Annotated in this window: 17 protein-coding genes and 2 tRNA genes; 7 read left to right on the forward strand and 12 right to left on the reverse strand. The window is 45.6% G+C overall.

All coding sequences use genetic code 11. The features are described from left to right. Positions 1–6 precede the first annotated feature (6 nt). On the reverse strand, positions 7–561 hold the full coding sequence (gene frr, locus IKW96_RS00460; protein ID WP_296568924.1) for a ribosome recycling factor: 555 nt from the start codon (positions 559–561) through the stop codon (positions 7–9). A gap of 18 nt (positions 562–579) precedes the next feature. Beyond that, entirely contained in the window at positions 580–1,287 is a 708-nt protein-coding gene (gene pyrH, locus IKW96_RS00465; RefSeq protein ID WP_296568927.1) for a UMP kinase, read from the reverse strand. A gap of 270 nt (positions 1,288–1,557) precedes the next feature. On the opposite strand from pyrH, the gene IKW96_RS00470 reads away from it, so the two are divergent. From IKW96_RS00470 to IKW96_RS00480, 3 genes are all read left to right on the forward strand, one after another. Further along, positions 1,558–1,646 (forward strand) — tRNA-Ser (locus IKW96_RS00470). 34 nt (positions 1,647–1,680) lie between these two features. Further along, positions 1,681–1,770: transfer RNA gene (locus tag IKW96_RS00475), tRNA-Ser, on the forward strand. Positions 1,771–1,944: 174 nt separating this feature from the next. Further along, entirely contained in the window at positions 1,945–2,898 is a 954-nt protein-coding gene (locus tag IKW96_RS00480) for a cellulase family glycosylhydrolase (protein ID WP_296568930.1), read from the forward strand. Between the two features lie 44 nt (positions 2,899–2,942). Here the strand turns inward: IKW96_RS00480 and IKW96_RS00485 are convergent, their stop codons facing one another. Further along, a complete protein-coding gene (locus tag IKW96_RS00485; protein WP_296568932.1) occupies positions 2,943–4,913 on the reverse strand; it encodes a hypothetical protein in 1,971 nt (656 codons plus the stop codon). A gap of 12 nt (positions 4,914–4,925) precedes the next feature. Next, the gene (locus IKW96_RS00490) at positions 4,926–5,486 is read right to left on the reverse strand and encodes a sigma-70 family RNA polymerase sigma factor (RefSeq protein ID WP_296568937.1); all 561 of its coding nucleotides are present in this window, start codon (positions 5,484–5,486) and stop codon (positions 4,926–4,928) included. 243 nt (positions 5,487–5,729) lie between these two features. On the opposite strand from IKW96_RS00490, the gene IKW96_RS00495 reads away from it, so the two are divergent. Together IKW96_RS00495 and IKW96_RS00500 are read left to right on the forward strand one after the other, a co-directional pair. Next, positions 5,730–6,365: a glycerol-3-phosphate acyltransferase gene (locus tag IKW96_RS00495; protein ID WP_296568942.1), complete on the forward strand. Its 636-nt coding sequence runs from the start codon at positions 5,730–5,732 to the stop codon at positions 6,363–6,365. Positions 6,366–6,440: 75 nt separating this feature from the next. After that, positions 6,441–7,796 (forward strand): MATE family efflux transporter, encoded by a 1,356-nt coding sequence (locus IKW96_RS00500; RefSeq protein WP_296568945.1) that lies wholly within the window; start codon positions 6,441–6,443, stop codon positions 7,794–7,796. 44 nt (positions 7,797–7,840) lie between these two features. Here IKW96_RS00500 and IKW96_RS00505 read toward each other — a convergent pair whose 3' ends face one another. The 5 genes from IKW96_RS00505 to IKW96_RS00525 form a co-directional block, all read right to left on the reverse strand. Continuing rightward, entirely contained in the window at positions 7,841–8,449 is a 609-nt protein-coding gene (locus IKW96_RS00505; protein WP_296568948.1) for a rubrerythrin family protein, read from the reverse strand. 44 nt (positions 8,450–8,493) lie between these two features. Continuing rightward, entirely contained in the window at positions 8,494–8,715 is a 222-nt protein-coding gene (locus IKW96_RS00510; protein ID WP_295086528.1) for a hypothetical protein, read from the reverse strand. 115 nt (positions 8,716–8,830) lie between these two features. Further along, positions 8,831–10,579: an NADH-dependent [FeFe] hydrogenase, group A6 gene (locus IKW96_RS00515; RefSeq protein WP_296568955.1), complete on the reverse strand. Its 1,749-nt coding sequence runs from the start codon at positions 10,577–10,579 to the stop codon at positions 8,831–8,833. 14 nt (positions 10,580–10,593) lie between these two features. After that, positions 10,594–12,453 (reverse strand): NADH-quinone oxidoreductase subunit NuoF, encoded by a 1,860-nt coding sequence (locus IKW96_RS00520; protein WP_296569081.1) that lies wholly within the window; start codon positions 12,451–12,453, stop codon positions 10,594–10,596. 71 nt (positions 12,454–12,524) lie between these two features. Then, positions 12,525–13,019, reverse strand: coding sequence for an NAD(P)H-dependent oxidoreductase subunit E (locus IKW96_RS00525; RefSeq protein ID WP_019678580.1), 495 nt, complete (start codon positions 13,017–13,019; stop codon positions 12,525–12,527). A gap of 603 nt (positions 13,020–13,622) precedes the next feature. Here IKW96_RS00525 and IKW96_RS00530 point away from each other — a divergent pair. After that, a complete protein-coding gene (locus IKW96_RS00530) occupies positions 13,623–13,799 on the forward strand; it encodes a DUF4250 domain-containing protein (RefSeq protein WP_296568959.1) in 177 nt (58 codons plus the stop codon). A 54-nt stretch (positions 13,800–13,853) separates the two neighbouring features. Then, on the forward strand, positions 13,854–15,686 hold the full coding sequence (locus tag IKW96_RS00535; protein WP_296568963.1) for a dockerin type I repeat-containing protein: 1,833 nt from the start codon (positions 13,854–13,856) through the stop codon (positions 15,684–15,686). Between the two features lie 85 nt (positions 15,687–15,771). Here IKW96_RS00535 and IKW96_RS00540 read toward each other — a convergent pair whose 3' ends face one another. The 3 genes from IKW96_RS00540 to IKW96_RS00550 all read right to left on the reverse strand — a co-directional run bounded on the left by IKW96_RS00540 (position 15,772) and on the right by IKW96_RS00550 (position 17,873). After that, complete coding sequence (locus IKW96_RS00540) at positions 15,772–16,341, reverse strand: manganese efflux pump MntP family protein (RefSeq protein ID WP_296568965.1); 570 nt, start codon at positions 16,339–16,341, stop codon at positions 15,772–15,774. 233 nt (positions 16,342–16,574) lie between these two features. Then, positions 16,575–17,075 (reverse strand): GNAT family N-acetyltransferase, encoded by a 501-nt coding sequence (locus IKW96_RS00545; protein WP_296568968.1) that lies wholly within the window; start codon positions 17,073–17,075, stop codon positions 16,575–16,577. A gap of 63 nt (positions 17,076–17,138) precedes the next feature. Continuing rightward, positions 17,139–17,873, reverse strand: a complete 735-nt coding sequence (locus IKW96_RS00550; protein WP_296568971.1) for a YebC/PmpR family DNA-binding transcriptional regulator — start codon at positions 17,871–17,873, stop codon at positions 17,139–17,141. Between the last annotated feature and the right edge of the window lie 4 nt (positions 17,874–17,877).

The following is a 17,877-nucleotide window of genomic DNA, read 5'->3' on the forward strand; positions in this document are numbered from 1 at the left end:
CACCAATTATACAGTCATGATCTCTTTTTCTTTGTCAGCGACCATCTTGTCAACATCGTCGCACATCTTGTCCGTGAGATCCTGTACCTTCTTCTCGCAGTCCTTGAGGTCGTCCTCAGTGATCTCCGAGTTCTTCTTCATTGCCTTGTACTTTTCCATAGTATCGCGTCTTATGGAACGAACAGTTACCTTGCACTCCTCACCGTACTTCTTTATGCTCTTGCAGAGCTCCTTACGGCGATCCTCTGTGAGCTGCGGGAATGCAAGACGGATAACGTTACCGTCGTTTACAGGCTGGATACCGATATCGGAAGCCTGTATAGCCTTTTCGATGAGCTTTAATGTGGACTTGTCCCAGGGCTGGATAACAAGTATTCTTGCCTCTGATACCGAAACTGCCGCCATCTGATTTACAGGAGTAGCTGCTCCGTAATAATCTACCATTACTTTGTCGAGAACCGCAGGATTTGCTCTTCCTGCACGGATCGAAGCAAATTCATTGCCAAGTGCGTTAAGGCTTTTATTCATTTTTTCCTTAGCGAGATTAAGCTGTTCTTTCATAGTATTTCATTCCTTTCATTATTCGCCGACAACGGTTCCTACATTTCCGCCCATGATAGCGTCATAGATGTTATCGGGACGGCTGAGATCGAATACCAGCATCTTCATGTGGTTATCACGGCACATTGCGGCAGCTGTGCTGTCCATTACGCCGAGATCCTGTCCGATGACCTCTGTGAATGTGAGGGTATCGTACTTCTTTGCATCTTCATACTTGTGGGGGTCTTTATCGTACACGCCGTCTACAAGAGTAGCCTTCATGAGGATATCTGCCTGTATCTCCATTGCACGGAGTGCGGCTGCCGTATCTGTTGAGAAGAAGGGGTTTCCTGTTCCGCAGCCGAATATGACTACTCTTCCCTTGTTGAGATGTCTTACGGCTCTGTTGCGGATATAGGGCTCTGCAATCGCAGCCATCTGAAGAGCTGTCTGTACACGGACAGTGCAGCCGAGTGATTCGAGAACATCTGCGAGAGCAAGTGCGTTCATAGTTGTTGCAAGCATTCCGATATGGTCTGCGCGTGTCCTGTCCATAGCTCCGCTTGAACGGCCTCTCCAGAAGTTACCGCCGCCGACAACTACAGCTACCTGTGCGCCTGCGTCAACGCACTTCTTGATGCTTTTGCATATCTCTGTTACTACGTCGTAATTGAGACCTGTCTTGTTGTCGCCTGCGAGAGCTTCGCCGCTGACCTTTAATAATACTCTTTTATACTTTGGTTCCATATAAGCACCTCACAAAAAAATTATCCATAGTTTATTTTACACTAATTTCAAAGATATGTAAAGTACATTTTCCGAAAATCACGAAAAAATTTACACGAAATTTGCATTTTTTCCATTGCTTTCCGCACCTTTGCATATTTCAACGCTGTTTATCAGCACATTTAACAAAAATGTTGAAAATATATTGTAAAGGTTCGCTCCGCATTTTTCTTGACAACTACTCCTCTCCGTGGTATAATATAAAAGCTGATTAATTCGGCAGTAAAAAATGGAGAGGTATCGAAGCGGTCATAACGAGGCGGTCTTGAAAACCGTTTGACTTAACGGTCACGTGGGTTCGAATCCCACCCTCTCCGCCAATTTTTTTATCGGTGAGCTTTCGCTCGTCGGTTTGCGGATTTACCCAAGTGGTGAAGGGGCTCCCCTGCTAAGGGAGTAGGTCGGGAAACCGGCGCGAGAGTTCAAATCTCTCAATCCGCGCCAATAAAACCTCATTGCTTTTGCAGTGGGGTTTATTTTATTTCTGATGTACACCGTTACTTTGCGGTATACTGATAAACTTTTGCTTATATATCATTAATTTGCCATTTTTCACATAATACAAGTATATTTTTTACTGTCAGCGTGTTATAATCTGTCACAGGAGGCGATAAATAAATGAGAAAGATAAACGGTTTCAACAAGGGCGTTAATTTCGGAGGCTGGCTCTCACAGTGCAGCTACGAAAAGGAACACCTTGACACCTTCATTACCGAAAAAGACTTTGAAATTGCTGCTTCATGGGGCGTTGACCATGTCCGCGTTCCATTTGACTATAATATACTGGAAAACAAGGACGGTACATACAATGACAACGGCTTCGCATACCTTGATATGGCTATCAGAGCTTCAAGGAAAAACGGGCTGAATATCATACTCGACCTGCACAAAACAGCCGGATTCTCTTTCGATTACTACGGTGAGGACGAGAACGGCTTCTTTGACAGCAAAGAGTATCAGGAGCGCTTCTACCGCCTGTGGGAAGAAGTCGCAAGGCGCTATGGCTCCATGACTTCCAATGTGGCTTTTGAGCTTCTCAACGAGGTCACAGACGCCGAGTTCATCGACGCATGGAACAGGATAGTCAGAGAATGCATAAGCAGGATAAGAAAGATCGCTCCCGATATACTTATCCTCGTGGGAAGCTATCACAACAACAGCGCCGATACAGTACAGTTCCTCGACGAGCCCTTTGACAAGAACGTTATTTACAATATGCACTGCTATGAACCCCTGAAGTTCACACATCAGGGCGCTTACTGGACTACAGCTATAATCCCGGAGGAACGTATTCCCTTCGAGGAGAGCGTAACTTCTCCCGAGTATTTCGAGGAGCTTTTCTCTACCGCTATAGCTAAGGCGGAGAAGTTCGGAACAAGTCTGTACTGCGGAGAATACGGCTGTATCGATGTAGTATCTCCCGAGGATACGATCAAATGGTACAGAACGATAAACTCTGTCTTTGAAAAACACGGTATCGGCAGAGCCGCCTGGAACTACAAGGCTATGGATTTCGGCCTTTCCGATGAAAGGCTCAGCAAGGTACACAATGAGCTTATCAAATTACTGTGATATAAGCATTATCCCCTTTGCTTCCGCAAAGGGGATAACTTTTTTTATTCTTCATCAGGAGTTTCGTAGCTGTCGTCTTTGTAGCCTGTCGTGTCAAAATGCCTGTGTTCCAGCGGCTCGTCTACCTTAAAGCTCGTTGTATTCATTTCTTTATAGCTATTCTCTATCATATTCTGCTCTGAGTAGCTCAAAACGATACCGCTCCTCAGGTCTACGACCATTTTATTGGTATAATCTTCTGTTTCTACGTAGATAACAGCGCAGTCTCTGTCGAACTGCTCTTCAACAGAAATGATATGCCAGTCGTTGAAATCCGTCAGATAGCGTGTATCGGGATATAAGCTGTCCATACATTTTGCGCCCATCGGAATATCAGTGAAGTTCATGTATTCTTCCATCTGTCCGGTTTCCGTATCGTAATAAAATAAATAACGGTAATTATCGGGAAGATACACATAATTGTAATCAGGAGCGTCTGATTCCTGTTTATTAAACGTTTTATCCACGTTATTTACGCTTATCCATTCATTATTATCCTGATAAAACGTCATATTACTGTGATATGTACCGTGGATAAATTCATTATCCATACAGAAATAATTTTTCCTGTTGTCTGCAAGACAGTGCTCGGTATTGCTCCATTTGCCTCCATCTCCCTCGCCGCGGTATTCAAATACTACGTCCGCAGTATCGAAATAACGGTACGAATTAAGCATAATATGGTATATATAGCTCTTGTTTTCAATAGCATTCAGAGCCGCTTCTCCGCTTGCATTCATGATCTGACCGGTATACTTCTCCGTATCGACTTTTCTGAACGGATATGTGCCATCGTACATTTCATAATCAAGTCTTGTAGAAAGCTCTTTTGCCTCCTCATAATTTGAGAATATTGTCATATCATGCATCTGAAGCTCTGCAAATTCTGTATTATCACCGCTTTCAGCAGCTGTTGTATGCTGTACCTCTGTCTCATTTTTGCTTTTCTCCAGCATTCTCTCGCTTTCGTCCATAATGCTGTAGTTAGCGATCTTCCAGCCTCCGTCCGAGTTTTTCAGAAGGAAGTCGGCATAGATAAGCACTCCGTCACTGCGCTTGTAGACCCTGTTGCATACCATACTCTGCATATCGCTTTCGTCATAAGCGGAGAAAGTATTCTCAAGGTCGAATTTTCCCGAAAAATCCTCATAGTCCTCAGTATAAAGCGAGGAGATCATTTCATAACCGCTGAAATCATATACCTCTCCGAACTTATAGTCAAGAGATAACTCATGATCGTCTATATGGTCTGAAAGCACCTTGTCTTTATACAGAACGAACGGCCTTATATACTTTGACGCCTGTCCGTCATCTCTGAAATCTGTTCCGTTTTCGTAGCCGCTGACATCGTTTCCGAGATAATATGCATTGAGCTTCGGTGCGAAGGTAGCGTTCATAAGCGCCTTCACCTTTTCGGGAGTATTGAGCTTTTCATCTGTTACTGTGCGGTAATCAACAGTCAGCTTATACATCTCCCCTGTTGACGGATCAACAGTGTCCCTGTAAAATGTCAGGAACGGTTCTTCCTCATAATCAGCTTCGTCTGTATACAGCTCGCCCATGATATGCTGGAAATTGTCGACAAGCACATCTACTCCTATGTCGAGCTCACGGAAAGAAGTTCCGGTGACTGTAGTCGCCTGCCCTGCATTATCGCTCTTGGACATATCCACTTTCGGTATCCTGCTGTTCTTTGCTAAAAACAGCCCTCCTGCAAGTCCGCTGACAAGCACCATTGTAGCCGCAACTGCACTTATTCCCCTATACAGCATTGGTCTGCGGTAGCGCTCGACTCCGGAAGCTTCGACCGTAAAGCCGTCGTCAGACTCCTCCGCAGCCTTGAGCTGCCTGTACTTCTGCTGACTGAGCTTATATATTTTTTCTTTTTCTTTTCTGCCTGCGGCAGGATATTTTTCTGATATCCTTTCGATATCATTCTCTTTTCTGCTAAACATCATATCAAGATCATCTTTCATTTCTATCTCTCCTTATCCTGCAAATCCCACTTCATGGAGCATCTCTCTAAGTCTCTTTATCGCCCTGCTGCATCTGGTCCTTACGTTATCCGATGACAGGTCGACTATCTTTGCAATTTCCTTTGAGCTCCTGCCGTAGTAATACTTCTGTATTATTATAGTGGAATCGGGCTCCCCAAGCTCCTCTACCTTGTCGTAGAGCAGCTTTCTGAGCTCAGACTGCTCCGTAGAAGCTACTATATCCTCTTCTGATACGAACTCGTCGTCCTCCTCGAGCGATATGCTCCTCGAAGTATGTCTTGCAACTCTTCTGTATGTATCAACTGCCTTTCTTCTGGCCACAGAAGCCGTAAAGGCTTTGATATTTCCGCCTATCTCTTCCTGCTTGTCAAAAAACAGGAAGCACTGTGCGAAAACGTCTCCTACACACTCATCTATATCTTCAACTGACGCGCAGCCTTTAAGCCGTGAATATACTATAGTATATACATAGTTGAAGTATTTATCATAAAAGGCACGCTGTCCGCGTTCAGGCTTTGCCTTCAATAAATGCTGCAGCTCTTTTTCAGTCATAGTTCACCACTCCTATTGTGCACATTCTGTATTTCCCCTTTCACTAATACAAATCGCCCCGGAAATTCATAATGTAACACGGAAAATATTATTTTTTCTTTTTAACAATTATTTTTTGCGGAGATACAAAAAATTTCCGCAGGGTATTTACTTTTTCGCGCAAATATGGTATTATAAGAAGTGCTAAAAACGCATCGTCATTTTTTTGCAGCTCAGCTGCTTTTTCCTGGGGGGATCATTTTTATGCAAATTCTTCTATGCGCCCTGCTCGGATACTTCTTCGGCAATATCAATCCAGCCTTTATTATCTCTAAATTCAAGGGCTTTGATATCCGAGAAAGAGGCTCGGGCAATGCCGGCGCGTCAAATACGGTTATTACCATTGGCAAGAAAGCAGGTCTGCTTGTAGCGCTTTTTGATATTTTCAAAGCAGTTGCAGCTTCCGCTCTTGCCGCATACCTGTTTCCACAGATCAGGTTCGCTAAGATACTGTCGGGCTCATGCTGTATACTCGGACATATCTTCCCTGTGCTCATGAAGTTCCACGGCGGAAAGGGACTCGCCTCACTGGGCGGTACTATCCTTGCATTCAATCCGCTCATATTTGTTCTGCTGCTGCTCTTTGAGATAGTACTGGGCTTCTCCGTGGATTATGTATGCGTCGTACCTGTCACTGGTTCGATCATCTTCACCCTTGTCTATGCGTTCATCACAGGCGATCCTGTGGGAACTGTCATTCTTTCTGTAGTAGATCTTGTCATTCTTTACAAGCACATCGAAAACTTTAAACGTATTCAGAACGGAACGGAAGCACATATCAGTTTCCTGTGGAAAAAAGAACAGGAGATCGCCCGCATCAAGAAAAACACCAACGATTGAAAAAAGTCCCTTCGGGGGCTTTTTTATGCGTAAGCCGCAACGCACCCGATACAGCGGCAGTTAGGAGTTATTTATATGCATAGCAAATCCGCGGATATGTGCGAAGGACCTCTTGTCAGTAAGATAATCTTCTATACTATCCCTATCATACTGACAGGTATTTTACAGCTTCTCTTCAACGCCGCCGACCTCGTTGTTGTAGGTCAGTGCAACGGAAGCAATTCCGTAGGCGCTGTAGGCGCTACAGGAGCTCTCATAAACCTTATCGTCAATCTTTTCATCGGTCTTTCCGTCGGCGCAGGCGTTACTGTTGCCCACGGGATAGGCGCTGGCAGGAGCGAGGACGTCCGCAGGACTGTCCATACCGCTATCCCGACTGCCGTGATATGCGGAGCTGTTCTTACTGTCGTGGGAGTGCTTTTCTCAGAGACTTTTCTGCGCCTTATGGACACTCCCTCAAATCAGCTTCACCTTTCGGCGTCTTATATGAGGATATACTTCTGCGGAACTATCGCAAGTATGCTGTATAACTTCGGCTCGGCTATCCTCAGGGCCGCAGGCGATACGAAAAGTCCTCTGTACTACCTTACCGCCGCAGGCTTCCTTAATATCATACTGAACCTGATATTTGTCATCGCCTTCAAAATGGACGTTGCAGGCGTTGCTCTCGCAACTGTCATATCCCAGACGCTTTCGGCTGCGCTTGTGGTAAGGGCTCTCATGAAAAGAGACGACGCCTGCAGGCTTGAGCTTAAAAAGGTACACATTTACGGCAGACAGCTGAAAAGAATTTTTCAGATCGGATTTCCTGCTGGTCTGCAGTCATCTATTTTTGCAATATCAAATGTTATAATCCAGTCTTCCATAAACTCTTTCGGTCCTATTGTAAACTCAGGCAACGCTGCTGCTCAGAATATCGAGGGATTTGTGTACACCTCCATGAACTCATACAGTCAGACCTCGCTGAATTTCACAGGTCAGAACTACGGTGCAGGAAAACTCGACCGCATTCGCAAGATAATGTGGATATGTCTTGTCGCCGTTTTCTGTACGGGAGCATTTCTCGGACTCACAGCCCTTTTCTTCGGCAGACCGCTGCTGTCCATTTATCTCCCGGACTCAAAAGAAGCTATCAAGCACGGACTTGTCCGTATGACTTATATAATGGTCCCATATTTCCTGTGCGGTCTCATGGACGTTACGACAGGTCTTATCCGCGGTCTCGGACGTTCGGTGCTGCCTATGCTCATCACTGTTATCGGAGTTGTCGGTATACGTCTCGGCTGGATATACATTGTGTTCAGGATGCCCGAGTATCACTCGGTAAAGAGCCTGTACTTCTCATATACTATCTCATGGATAGTTACTTTCGCTGTAGAGCTCGGAGTTTTCCTGTCAATTATGCGGAAGCTGAAAAAACAGCAGAAATGAATAAAGGACATCAAATAAGGGCGGCTTCTGCCGCCCTTATTTTTTTACATTTCCGATGAAGTAAATGCCGCTTCGTACTCGCGTATGAAATATCCCTGTGCTGCTCTGCAAACAGGACACTCCTGAGGCGGCTCGCTTCCCGTGTGGATATGACCGCAGTTCAGGCATATCCACGTCTGTCCGGTATCGTCAGCTCTGAACAGTTTTCCGCTCCGCATGAGGTCGCCGTAATACCTGAATCTCGTATTGTGGTTGTTCTCGATCTCAGCTACCATGCGGAACTTTGACGCGATATCAGTAAAGCCCTCGTCCGCTGCTATCCGCGCAAAATCAGGATAGACTATACTGTATTCCTTTTCCTCTTCATCTGCGGAAGCGTCAATGAGCTGCTGCATATCCTCATAAACATCAGCCGGGAAACCTGCTGAAATATCAATATTTCCGCCAGCGGATTCCTTGAGCTGCTTCCAGAACACCATAGCATGGCGCTCCTCCTGTTCTGCGGTAAAGCGGAACATTCTCTCGATGCTCACAAGCTTCTGCTTCTGTGCTATGAGCGCAGCCTGATAGTATCGCTGACGCGCCTGACACTCCCCTGCAAAAGCCCGCATGAGATTTACCCTGGTCTGACTTTCATCAAAATTTACTTGCATAGATACTGCCTCCTTTTAAGGTAGTATCCGCAGCTTAGTGAGTTTTATTCATCGAGTATGGTATAACGATACTGCATTATGTTTTCGGGATTCTTCAGGCGTATATTCTGAATATGTCCGCACTGCGGGCAGGCATCACAGATCACCTGGCTTCTCTTGGGTTTGAGCTTTTTCTCCTCTCCCTCAGGATAGAACTGAACTGAGTAAGGGGTGAGCAAGGTTCCCCTAACGACCTTTGCAGCGCAGAATTCACATACATTATCCATAAACATCCTCCTGATCTCATATCATTCTTTTATACCATTATATCACTTTATACATTATATGTCAACAAAAAAAGAGCGGACATTTCGTCCGCTCTTCAATGAATTCAGCTTTTGATTATATTTCGTTAACTTTTCTCTTAACGTAAGATGTGTGGAGAACCTCATGTGCCTTGTGGCTGCCCGGCTTCTCGAAGAACTCTTCGTAAACCTTCTTGATTGCAGGGTTCTCGTGAGACTGTCTGAGAGGCATTGACTTGTCGAGGTTGTAGAGAACCTTAGCTCTCTCTTCTCTGATGTCAACGAAGTTTCTGACACCCATAGGAACCTGTGGCTGACCGCCGCCGTTTACACAGCCGCCGGGACAAGCCATGATCTCGATGAACTGAGCGTCGCACTTGCCTGCTCTGATGTCGTCAAGTACCTTTCTTGCATTTGCAAGACCGCTTGTAACGATTACCTTTACATTGTTGCCTGCAACATTGTAAGTTGCTTCCTTGATATCCTTTGTACCACGAACCTCAGGAAGATCTGTTACGTTATCGCCTGTGAGTGTGTATACAGCTGTTCTGAGAGCAGCCTCCATAACACCGCCTGTAGCGCCGAAGATAACGCCTGCACCTGTTGAGATTCCAAGCGGATCGTCAAACTTCTCCTCAGGAAGTGAGTTGAAGAGGATACCTGCACGCTCGATCATTCTGCCGAGCTCACGGGTTGTGAGAGCATAGTCAACATCAGGTACGCCAGCAGCGCTCTGATCGGGTCTGCCGATCTCGAACTTCTTAGCTGTACATGGCATGATAGATACCATAACGATATTCTTAGGATCGATGCCCATCTTCTGAGCCCAGTATGTCTTAGCAGTTGCACCGAACATCTGCTGTGGTGACTTACAGGTTGAAAGGTGATCGAGAAGATCAGGATAGTAGTGCTCGCAGAACTTGATCCATCCTGGTGAGCATGATGTGATAAGAGGAAGTGTTCCGCCGTTTGAGAAACGATCGAGGAACTCGTTAGCCTCTTCCATGATAGTAAGGTCAGCAGAGAAGTCTGTGTCGAATACCTTATCGAAGCCGAGTCTTCTGAGAGCTGCAACCATCTTGCCCTCTACGTTTGTGCCGATAGCATTGCCGAAGCACTCGCCGAGACCTGCACGAACAGCAGGAGCTGTCTGAACGATAACTGTCTTCTCAGGATCAGCGATAGCTGCCATAACTTCCTTAGTGTAATCCTTTTCAGAGAGAGCTCCTACAGGACATACTGCGATACACTGACCGCAGGATACACAGCTTGTCTCGCCGAGTCCCATGTCGAATGCAGAACCGATATATGTCTTGAATCCACGCTCGTTTGCACCGATAACGCCGATTCCCTGTGTCTTTGCACATACTGCTACGCAGCGGCGGCAAAGGATACACTTGTTATTGTCGCGGTACATATGAGGAGCAGAATTATCTACCTCATACTCGTTCTTAATGCCGTCGTAAACTGTAGCGTCCTCTACGCCGTAGTCCTTAGCCAGCTTCTGAAGCTCACAGTTGCCGCTTCTTACACATGAGAGGCACTTTCTGTCATGAGTTGAAAGAATGAGCTCGAGAGTTCTCTTTCTTGACTCGATTACCTTTGGTGAGCTTGTGAGGATCTCCATATTGTTGGAACATGGGTATACGCAGCCTGCTACCAGACGGAAGCCTCTGCCCTCGTTTACCTCTGTAACGCAGATACGGCAGGCACCGATCTCGTTGATCTCCTTCATATAGCAAAGTGTAGGAATTTCAAAGCCAGCCATGTGAGCAGCCTCAAGAACAGTAGTGCCCTTGGGGACTTCTAATTCAACACCGTTGATTTTTACTGTAATATTTTCCATTACTATTCCTCCGCTTACTTCTTGATGATTGCCTTGAACTTACATGTTGCGATACAAGCGCCGCACTTCACGCACTTACTCTTGTCTATCTCCATTGCAGCAAGCTTCTTGCCGGGTGCAATGTAGTCAGTTCTTGTGATAGCGGAAGCGGGACACTGCTTAGCACACATACCGCAGCCGATACACTTATCCTTTTCGATCTCGAAGCTGAGGAGGTCCTTACATACGCCTGCAGGACACTTCTTGTCAACAACGTGAGCAATATACTCGTCGCGGAAGCATCTGAGTGTTGAGAGAACAGGGTTCGGAGCTGTCTGTCCGAGACCGCAGAGTGAGTTAGCCTTTATGTGGTAAGCAAGCTCCTCGAGTTTGTCGAGATCCTCGAGAGTTCCCTTGCCCTTTGTGATCTTGTCAAGTATCTCCCACATTCTCTTTGTACCGATACGGCATGGTGTACACTTACCGCATGACTCGTCAACAGTGAACTCGAGGAAGAACTTAGCGATATCGACCATACAGTTGTCTTCGTCCATAACGATAAGTCCGCCTGAACCCATCATTGAACCGATACCGATGAGGTTATCGTAGTCGATCGGGATATCGAAGTTTGAAGGATCTATACATCCGCCTGAAGGACCACCTGTCTGAGCAGCCTTGAACTTCTTGCCGTTGGGGATACCGCCGCCGATCTCTTCGATAACTTCGCGGAGAGTTGTACCCATAGGAACTTCAACGAGACCTGTGTTCTTGATCTTTCCGCCGAGAGCAAATACCTTGGTACCCTTTGACTTCTCGGTACCCATTGATGCGAACCAGTCAGCACCGTTGAGGATGATCTGCGGGATATTAGCGTATGTCTCAACATTGTTGAGGATAGTAGGCTTCTGGAAGAGACCTTTTTCTGCAGGGAAAGGAGGTCTCGGACGGGGCTCACCACGATTGCCCTCGATAGATGTCATGAGAGCTGTCTCCTCACCGCAGACGAAAGCGCCTGCACCAAGACGAAGATCGATATCGAAGGAGAAATCTGAGCCGAAGATGTTCTTGCCGAGCATACCGTTTTCACGAGCCTGCTTGATAGCGATGTTAAGACGCTCAACAGCAATAGGATACTCAGCACGAACGTATATGTAACCCTGTGTAGCACCGATAGCGTAACCTGCAATGGTCATAGCCTCGAGTACAACGTGAGGATCGCCCTCGAGAACGGAACGGTCCATGAATGCGCCCGGGTCGCCCTCGTCAGCGTTACAGCAGACGTACTTCTGGTCTGCGTTGGGAACGATGTTTCTTGCGAGCTTCCACTTCATACCTGTAGGAAATCCGCCGCCGCCGCGTCCGCGGAGACCTGAATCGAGGATAGTCTGGATAACGTCCTCAGGAGTCATCTCTGTAAGTACCTTGCCGAGAGCTGCATAACCGTCACGGCCGATGTACTCGTTGATGTTCTCAGGATTGATAACACCGCAGTTTCTGAGAGCTACACGGTGCTGCTTTTTATAGAATGATGTGTCGTCGAGAGACTTGATCTCGTCGCCGGCAACTGTTTCCTCGTAGAGGAACTCCTTAACAGGATTGCCGCCGATAAGGTGCTCGTCAACGATACGCGGGATCTCGTCTACCTTTACACGTGAGTAGAATGAGCCCTCGGGATATACGATCATGATAGGTCCGCGCTCGCAGAGTCCGAAGCAGCCTGTCTTAACGATCTGTACTTTATCTGTAAGTCCCTTTTCTGCGAATTCCTTTTCAAGCTCGGCTATGATCTTCGGCGAGCCCGAAGAAGTACATCCTGTACCGCCGCAGACAAGGACGTGTCTTTCATATTTTGAAGAAGCATTGCCATGTGTTCTGAGAGCAACCTCGCCCTTCATGCTGTCTCTGACAACCTTGAGTTCTTCAAGAGTCTTCATAAGTTAACCTCCTAAATGGTAAATGTTTGGAATCAAGCGTATTTTTCGATGATCTTGTCAACGTCGTCAACAGTGAGACGGCCGTAAACATCTTCGTTTACTGTGAGAACAGGTGCAAGTCCGCAAGCGCCTATGCAGCGGCAAGCGTCAAGAGAGAACTTACCGTCGGGAGTGCACTCGCCTCCGCCAATTCCAAGCTTTTCCTGAAGCTTATTGTAGATATCTCCTGAACCTTTAACATAGCAGGCTGTACCGAGACAGACTGATATTGTGTATTCTCCCTTCGGATAGAGCGAGAACTGAGCGTAGAAGGTAACAACGCCGTAGATCTTCTCAAGAGGAATACCTGTGTTGTCGGAAATAATTGCCTGTACCTCGATTGGAAGGTAGCCGTAGATTTCCTGAGCTTTCTGGAGTATCGGCATGAGTGAACCCTTGTCGTTCTTTTTCTCTTCGATGACCTTGAGAAGCTCAGCCTCCTGCTCGGGAGTACCCTTGAAGGGAACAGTTGATTTAGCTGAATTCATTAAATGAACCTCCTTATAATATCTGTGAAAAATGTAACAATGTCGAGCATAAAAATTATGAGACAAATGCTAATCTCACATATCCTTAATATTATACCATATTAAAAAGAATATTTCTATCGCCATTTTAGCCTAATTCGACCTTTTAATACTGTACATTTTAGACAAATACAGCACGATATGTCATCTGTTCAGATTTTACACTTACACTTGTCAAGGCTCTTAGTTTGCCGATAGGTTTTTATTAATTTAGACTGACAAATCATTCTTGTCAAAGTATTTCCTTTTCTTGAATTGAGTAATTATTATATCAATATTAAGTGATACTCCGTTTCCCTATGCCACGCAGTAAAAACAGCTCTTTTTATTACAAGGTCAATGTTTTAATCTAAATTTGATATTAATGATTTATCATTATACATATTTCTAAAAAATTCAAAAATCGGATATCTCAATACTTATTGACAAAGCCTATCTAATATTGTATATTAAAAATATAACATATACACAAACAGCGTATTTCCGCTGTTTCCGTTCTGTCTGAGGAACGTCCTGCACTGCGTTCCCACTACTTTATCACCGCTATGCGGAAAAGGAGAAATTATGAGTTTACCGAATGACCCAGTTATCTTACTCAGTTACATCAACACGCTTCTGCGCGACAAATATCCGTCCTATGAGGAGCTTTGCAAAAGTCTCTGCGTCCCTGCGGATGATATTGAGAAAAAGCTGAACGGCATAGGTTATGTATACGATCCAAACACAAATTCATTCAGATAGTATCCCCTGTTAAGGATACTTGGGCGGTGCTCACGCACCGTATGGGAGGGCTTTATGAAACAATTGATCAGAAAAATCACAGCTTTTTCAGCTTCGGCTGTAATCGCTGTATGCTCCGCAGCAAGCGGTTCCGCTATCGGAGCTGACACCAATGAAACTCCGTCATTCTCAGTACATTTTGACCTCAGCGAAGAGGGAGTTTCCATTGTTCCCGATGAAGACGGAAACGTTCCCGAGATCAAGGATCTCGTAAAAACTATGAACAGTACATTCTTTATCCCTGCAGCTAAGCTCAAGAGAGAGGGTTACAGCTTTACAGGCTGGACAGAAGACGATATCAAGGGCTATGTAGGCGGCGACGTTTTCAGGGTAAGGGATCACGACGTTACTCTCAAGCCTGTATGGTCTGTTGCAGATGATACTGTATTCCACACTGTCACCTACAGAGTTGAATGGAACGGCGAGATCGACAAGGATGCCGAAAAGCTCGTTCCTCCTGCAAAAAGGCAGGCAGGCAAATTCGTTTCCGTATCTGCTTACAGCTTCCCCCGCGACGGCTATAAACAGCGCGGCTGGACTGACGGCAAGAACGAGTTTGCCGGTGAAGAGTACATGATCGTTCACGACGAGGACGTTACTCTTTACCCTAATCTGAAAAAGCTTTACAACTTAAAATACTCCGTTGGCGACGCTGACAGAATAAACGGTGTTACAGAGCTTATTTTCGAGATCGCTGAAGGCGAGCCTACAAATCTCCAGAACACAGACCGCTTCTCACGAAATGGCTTCAAGACTATTGGCTGGCACTGCGAGAACGACGGCAAGGACTATGAAGCTGTAGCTCCTTTCACAATGCCGTCCGAAGACGTTCTTATCACTCCCATATGGGAGCCTATACTGTATACCATCAACTTCAAGCCGTCAAACAATTCCGGCGATAATATCAAGGTCCGCGGACGTACAGATACGGCTATTACAGTTCCCGAGTGTACATACGTAAAGGAAGGTTACACTTTTGCAGGCTGGCAGTATCAGGATACTGTTTGTCAGCCGGGCGAGGAGTTCATTATCCCCGGAGCTGAGCCAGGTCTCGGAATCTCCTTCAAGGCTATATGGATCGAAGGCAGCGGTGAACAGGTAACAACTACCGCAACGACAACGACACCAACAACAACAACAACAACCACAACAACTACTACTTCTTCTTCCTCCACTTCATCTGCAACAACCACAACTTCTTCCGCTACTACAACTGTTTCAACAACAACATCAACTGCAACAACTACAGCTCCAGTTACAACTTCAAAGCTTGATGTAAAGCCTCATTCATTCGTTGTTTATGTACGTGACAAGGCTACCAACGAGCTTATCAACGATACTGTCCTGCTTGCAAGCTGGCATATCACTTATGTCGTAGAAGGACGTGAGGTCTACACAGGTCCTATCGAGCAGATCGACACATCTGTTGCAAATCCTGCTGTAATAAGCTTCGAGAAGTACAAAAACGCAAAGGAACTCAGCTTTACTTTTACAGGAACAATGGGAGGATCTCCCTACACCTACAATGGAAGCGACTTCACTGCAGAGAGCGACGACGAGAATGACATTACATATTTCAATGTTTACCTTACAAAATCAGAGACAGATATAAAATACGGCGATTCAAACTGCGACGGCGCTGTTGATATGGCTGACGCTGTTCTGATAATGCAGGCTCTTGCAAATCCGAACAAGTACGGAGTTAACGGTTCATCACCAAGTTGCATGACTGCCGAAGGAAAGCTCAACGCAGATGTTGATCAGAACTCACCTGGTATCACAACAGGCGACGCTTTGATCATACAGAAGTACCTGCTCGGTTTAGTGGAAAAGCTCCCGCTGCTTTAAGTTTTTCCGTTGTCATCAGACGCGCTGATATAACTTACAAAAAAAAACCGAGGATATGAGGAAGTCCCTCATGTCCTCGGTTTTTTTATATCACGCCAAGTCCTTCAAGCAGAAGCTTCAGACCAATGAGAATAAGTATGACGCCGCCTGCTATCTCGGCTTTCTTCTCATATTTGCTTCCGAATTTATAACCTATGAATATACCGACAAGCGAAAGCGCAAATGTTATAACGCCTATCATCGTCACAGAAAAAATGAGATTTGTCTTTTCTGCTGCGAATACTATTCCGACAGCAAGTGCGTCTATACTCGTTGCGATTGCAAGAAGTGTCAGCTCCCTGATATCCAGTCGGTATTCCTTGCCGTCACTTTCCTCTTCATTGCCCTTAATGGCTTCAAATACCATTTTACCGCCGATAAATGCAAGAAGTCCGAATGAGACCCAGTGGCTGAACGAGCTTATGACATCAGCAAAGCGGCTGCCGAGAAAATATCCTATCATAGGCATGACTCCCTGAAAAACGCCGAAGAAGAGAGCAGTTATAACTCCGCCTTTCAGGTCTATCTTTTTCATGCTCAGCCCCTTACAGACTGATACTGAAAAAGCGTCCATTGCAAGTCCTACGGAAATAAGAAGCAATTCGGTCAATGTCATACAAAATACATCCTCTCAAAAAAAATCGGATACTGCAGTACCCGAACCCAACTCAGGCACGACGATAAAGCCGTACATGAGTCTCATTATTTAAGGCAAAACCGAACGCTTTCGCGTTAGTATGTCGGCTTGCCGCACACAAAAAGTGTGTTAACTACTCCCTCATATAACAATGCTTATTATAAACTATATGAGGGAGCAAGTCAATATATTTTTGTTTGCATCAAATAACATCAGAGCTTATATTCCAGTATATAATCGTCCATTACATAACCGCTGCCGATATCAGTTACCACTTCGTCAGTTATAACAAAGCCTGTTTTTTTGTAAACGGCTATCGCGCGGTCATTATGCTTGTTCACTGTGAGATATACCTTCTTTTTGCCGCATTGCTTCGCTTCCGAAAATACCTTTTCAAGCATCAGGGAAGCTATTCCCCTGCCGCGTTTATCGCTTCGGAGATAAAGCTTACTGAGAAAAAAGCGGTCGTCATTTTCGGGCTTTACACCAATATATCCGCACAGCTCTTCATTTTCACGGACGGCAAAGTAGCTGTAATGCTGTTCCGTCAGCTGCTTTATCATAGCCTCGTATGACTGGAATTTTCCGACCATATAGTCGATCTGTCCGGAACTTATTATATCAGTAAAGCACTCGTGCCATATTATACCGGCAAGGGCGGCGACTTCCCGCAGTTCCGTATCTCCGGACACTTTTTCTATCGTTACAGCCATATAACTTCTCCTTATAAAAAATGAAGAATAAAGATAATATCTCTATTCTTCATTCTTACGTCATTATTCTTCGTCCGGCATTTCCCAGTTATGGTAAACGTTCTGAACGTCGTCGTTCTCCTCAAGGTGCTCGAGAAGAAGATTCATCTTCTTGATGTGGTCCTCATCTGTAAGGGTCGTATAAGTAGACGGTATCATTTCTGACTCGGCAGAAATAACGTTGTAGCCCTTTTCTGTAAGTCCCTCGCGGAGAGCGTGTACATTCTCGGGAGCGCACTCGATCTCAACTGTTTCCTCGTTGATATCAAGATCATCGCCGCCGAACTCGAATACGTCCTCCATTACCTTATCTTCGTCGAGACCTGTGTTTTCAAGGATAACTATACCCTTGTTGGTGAACATGAACGATACGCAGCCGATAGTTCCGAGGTTGCCGCCAAACTTGTCGAAATAGTGGCGCACTTCGCCTGCTGTACGGTTTCTGTTGTCTGTAAGGCACTCAACGATAACAGCAACACCGTTCGGACCGTATCCCTCGTATGTGATGTTCTCATAGTTGTTCTTGTCACCGTCGCCGGCAGCCTTCTTGATGATACGGTCGATATTGTCGTTAGGCACGTTGTTAGCCTTTGCCTTAGCGATAAGATCACGAAGCTTTGCATTGTTGTTCGGATCGGGACCGCCTTCCTTTACAACTACCGTGATCTCACGTCCGATCTTGGTGAAGATCTTGCCCTTTATAGCGTCGGTAGCTTCCTTCTTACGCTTGATATTATTCCATTTTGAATGACCTGACATAGTT

The organism is Ruminococcus sp. (assembly GCF_017549005.1).
Taxonomy (GTDB): Bacteria; Bacillota; Clostridia; order Oscillospirales; family Ruminococcaceae; genus Ruminococcus.